We start from the raw sequence: 4,297 nt of genomic DNA, 5'->3' as shown, positions 1-4,297 counted from the left end.
GGGGGGGGCGCGCTAGGTTTACATGCACGCGGTCATGAAGGTCCCGCACTTCAGGTCCCGGGCGGTGACATACCAAGACCTTCGTAGATGCCTTTTAACTTAGCCCAAGCCGCATCGAGCATGGGCTTTGCGGCGTCACGGCTACAGCTGTAGTCATCGTTGGTCGCGTTTGTGCGAACAACGAGACACCACTCGCCCTTCGCAATGACATGTGAGCTATTCCTCCGACATTTGCGCTGGCGTTGTGCTTGCTCAATTTTCACGTCGATCAGAAGGTCCCTAACTTTAGCCATCCTTCTTCCCCTTCAGGGCGTCGCGCACACTGTCTCCCAGCATGTCGAGCGCAGCCAGTGCGTCCTCATTGTCGCCTGCGTCAGGCGCTTTACGGCTCCCAGATTTGATCCCGAGATGTTCGTTGATCGCCTTGTTCAGCAGCGACGTAACGGCAGCCCGGTTATCACGTCCTGCGACTGTCTTATCGCGCTGGCCAACTTCTCTGCCGGCGGGCGAGAGTTTCAGATCCTTGAGAATGCGGGCGACGACGGAGCCTGTGCGTTCGGAGAGCCGCTTGCGTGCGCCAACCCGCCGCGCCTGCGGCTGCACCGGAAGGTCGCTAGCACTGCTGATTTGGGACAGTTCTTCCTGCTTTCGGCGCAGCGTCTCCCTGAGCTTGTCTTTCGCGATGACGTCGCGCAGGCGCAGGCCCGCGCCGATCTCATGGTCCAGCATCTCTTCCAGAACGCGATCATCTTCTGGATCAAGGAACGATCGATTGATGAACGAGCCGACGATCTCGTTATCGACCAGCATCCCGATGTCGAAGCGACGAGGCTCTCCCGATCCGTCGCCAACGCCATTCTCGTCACCGGCCTCCAGCCACTTCTTGACCATCGCCTGGTCATCGAGATCGAGTTCGCGGAAATCGTCCCAATGCGCGTCGGTGTTCAAGCCCACATGAGATACCACGAAGGCGTGGTTGTCCGGATGGTCGGGCTTCGCCTCATGGACGACGCGCATCACGCGCCCGACGAACTGGATGTATGGTGACAAGCTTGCGAACGGCCGGAAGATGGCCGCCACGCTCAGGGGTGGATGATCGAATCCTTCGCCTAGCATCTGCACCTGCACGATGCAGTCGAGCTTGCCGCTGCGCAGATCGGCAAGAACGGCGTCCTGCTTGTCTCGATCCATCTCACCGTAAATCTCGGCCGCCTTCAGGCCCCGCTCTTCATAAAGCCCGCGCACTTGGCGGGCATGGTCGACTGAACAGGCGACAGCGATGATCTGGTGGCGGAAACCGCTGCGCTCGCGCAGCTCCTGAAGGTATTTGATGCTGGCGTCGACGATGTGACGATTGCACTCCGGCGCCAACGCGACACCACGTCGAAACCATGCATGTTCCCGCAAGGCCATCACCTCTTCCAAGGTGTGCCGTTTCGTATCGTCACGGTAGGTGAAGGACAGCTCTGATGGCGCGACGTTCCGGGAGTGGATTTGCTTGATGTACCCCTTCACCATCGCCCGGGTGAAAGGGTAGCGATAGATCACTTTGCCGACCGGCCGCGTTCCGTCACCCCGGAATGGCGTTGCAGTCAAGCTGACGATCTTGGCGTTCGGAAAACGATCAAAGACCTTAGCCCAGCTCGGGGCCACGTTGTGGTGGCCCTCGTCGATCATGATCATGTCGAAATAGTTCGGCGGAAACTGCGGGAGCCAGCGATCGGCCGAACTGGCCAATTGGTGGATGTTGGTCACGACGAACTGGCTCGCGTTGCAGTCGTGGAGATTGGCGTCGACGCCATCCAAAACGGCGCGAAACGGCCCCGCGGAAAAATCGTGGAGCGCGCCCGTCCGCCGCCAGAAATTCTTCGGGTTGCTGATGTCGAGCGACTCCGCGACGCCCGACCGGATCGTCAAATTCGGTGTGATGACAAGCGCGCGCCCTTTGGCGACGCCGAAGGGCAATGTCGCAATGACGCCGGTCTTTCCGCAGCCGACAGGAATCTGCAGGATCACCGGCTCGTTCGAGGCTTCGAAGTGGGTCCGCACTGCTCGGTGGGCGCCCTGCTGTGGCTCGCGGATCTTGGGGTTCGCCTCAATGTCCGCAGTCAGCGTCTGAAACATATGGTCGGGCTCGTCGGCGGCCTGTTCGGCGCGCCGATACTCGAGGCGGAAGGGCTCAAGGTCGGGCCGGCGATAGAAGCGATAGCCGCTTCCCGGCCGGCGCACCGGCTTGAGCTTGTTGGAGGCATCCCACCGTCTAAGCGTATCCTTCGAGACCCCAACATACTCGGCGGCCTCGGCAAGGGTTAGGAAATCGGGTGCATCTTTCTGTGACATCCAGCAACCTTATGCAACTCTATGCATTTTGTCAATCCTGGGCGACGACTCTAGCAATTTTAGCGTTCCGGATGCGATTGATGACTACACGATGAGACTCTTGCGTATCATACAAGATTTTGTATATATCTGGGATGGCCCCATGGACGGCGTTCCGAGGGCCTGCAAGGAAAACTCTTCGTCATGCAGGTTCAGATTCGAAAGCTCGAAGGCAGTTGGGATCTCGGTTACGCGCTCCACAAGCATACGCTGTCGAGCGTCTATCTGGGCGACGACGAGTACGGCCACCCTCGATTTGACACGACGCGCTCGGAGCCCGGCGAGGCGCTATACCAGCTTAAATATCGAGCCGATTGGAATCAGGTTCAGCCGCTCGCGGCCCAAGTGCAGCAATCCTTGCTGCCGATGTTCGACAAGATCGGCCTGATTATCCCAATGCCCGCCTCCACGGTGCGGGCGCGCCAGCCGGTCAATGAGATCGCCAACGAACTCGGCAAACTGACGAAAACGCCGGTGTTCGACAACATCATCGTCAAAGCGCCCGCGCCCGAAGGCAGCCCACAGCTCAAGAACCTGCATGGCCGCGAGGCGAAGGACGCCGCGTTGGAGGGACGATTCAGCATCAACCCGTCCATCACCAACGAAGGGTGTTGGAACGCGCTTGTCCTTGACGATCTTTTCGACACGGGTGCCACGATGGACGCCGTCTGCAAGACGCTGCGCACGTACAAGAAAATCAACCAAGTTTACGCCGCTTCGATCACATGGAAATAATGCCATGACCACTGTCTTCATCGCCGGATCAATATCCATCAGCCGCCTGCATGAGAAGGTTGCGGACAGGATCAACAAGATCGTGTCTTCAGACTTCAACGTCGTGGTCGGAGACGCCGATGGCGCCGATACCTCAATTCAGGAATGCCTACAGCGGTACCGGGCAGGAAAGGTGACCGTTTATTGCACCGGCGACTCGCCCCGGAACAATGTCGCAGAATGGCCGGTCCACAGGGTCGTCTCAAAGGCCAAAGCGGGCACGCGCGCCTATTTTACCGCCAAAGACCTGGAGATGGCGCGCAACAGCGACTATGGCCTTATGGTCTGGGATTGCAAAAGCACCGGCACGCTCAGCAATGTCATCGAGCTTCTTCGAGAAAAGAAGAAGTCCGTGGTCTTCGTGAATAAGAACAAGGATTTTGTCACTGTATCGGACAAGGACGGCTTGGAGCACCTTGTCGCCTTCATGTCGGATCATGCTCGCGCAAAGGCGGAAGAGAAGATTGGCCTCACCGCGAAGATCGCCAACATCGCCCAGGAACAATTCTCGCTGGACATCGGTGCGAACAGCGAATTGTCAGCAAGTACGGTGAAGGAGCGGAAGCCGTCAGCACCAGCCGAGGCGAGCCCGGAGCAAACCGAGAGCGTGAAGTTACGCGCGGCGCTCATGACGGCTCTCAAAGAGCATATTGCGCGCGCACATCTCAGTCAGTCTCAGGCCGCCAAAGTCTTTGGGGTAACCCAGCCCCGGATCTCAGATCTCACGCGCGGCAAGGTCGACCTGTTCGGCCTCGACGCCTTGGTTAACATGGCCGCTACGGCGGGCTTGCGCGTGGAGCTCTACGTTCGCGACGCCGACGTTGTCGTTGGCTGACGCCGACGCTCCGGATTGCGCCAATCCGACCGGGCGCGATTCGAACTTTCTCACCGCCGATTGCCGCCGTTCCTACCCTTCTTCACCGCAGGCCATTACTCGGGCGGCAATTGGCGGTGTTCGGCGTTCTTAAATTGGGCAGATTTTGAGGAATTTGGCGCGCCACACGGGTGAAGATGACAACTACGTCAACGCTATAGTGGCCTGCCTCCTGAAAAGTGGTCCTCCCTGAAGTAGGCTATTTGGCCGATAGAGAGGACGTTGGAATGCCCCAGAAGAAGCACAAGCCCGAAGAGATCGTCGCGAAGC

General features: G+C 58.9%; 3 protein-coding genes. 2 read left to right on the top strand and 1 reads right to left on the bottom strand.

The genetic code is table 11. From position 1 onward, the window contains the following. Window positions 1–285 precede the first annotated feature (285 nt). Window positions 286–2,340, bottom strand: a complete 2,055-nt coding sequence (locus FY036_RS00150; protein WP_148912716.1) for a DEAD/DEAH box helicase — start codon at window positions 2,338–2,340, stop codon at window positions 286–288. A 183-nt stretch (window positions 2,341–2,523) separates the two neighbouring features. Between FY036_RS00150 and FY036_RS00145 the strand changes: the two genes are divergently transcribed. After that, window positions 2,524–3,114: a ComF family protein gene (locus FY036_RS00145; RefSeq protein ID WP_148912715.1), complete on the top strand. Its 591-nt coding sequence runs from the start codon at window positions 2,524–2,526 to the stop codon at window positions 3,112–3,114. A 4-nt stretch (window positions 3,115–3,118) separates the two neighbouring features. After that, window positions 3,119–3,988 carry a helix-turn-helix domain-containing protein gene (locus FY036_RS00140; RefSeq protein WP_148912714.1) on the top strand — a complete coding sequence of 290 codons (870 nt, stop codon included), beginning with the start codon at window positions 3,119–3,121 and terminating at the stop codon, window positions 3,986–3,988. Window positions 3,989–4,297 lie beyond the last annotated feature (309 nt).

Origin of the sequence: Neoaquamicrobium microcysteis (genome assembly GCF_008180155.1) — a bacterium.
Classification (GTDB): Bacteria; Pseudomonadota; Alphaproteobacteria; order Rhizobiales; family Rhizobiaceae; genus Aerobium; species Aerobium microcysteis.
This window is presented reverse-complemented; position numbering and strand designations above follow the sequence as displayed.

Bases quoted from the DNA above. Each gene is read 5' to 3' on its own strand.
- FY036_RS00150 (WP_148912716.1), bottom strand. From the start codon at position 2,340: ATGTCACAGAAAGATGCACCCGATTTCCTAACCCTTGCCGAGGCCGCC.
- FY036_RS00140 (WP_148912714.1), top strand. From the start codon at position 3,119: ATGACCACTGTCTTCATCGCCGGATCAATATCCATCAGCCGCCTGCAT.
- FY036_RS00145 (WP_148912715.1), top strand. From the start codon at position 2,524: ATGCAGGTTCAGATTCGAAAGCTCGAAGGCAGTTGGGATCTCGGTTAC.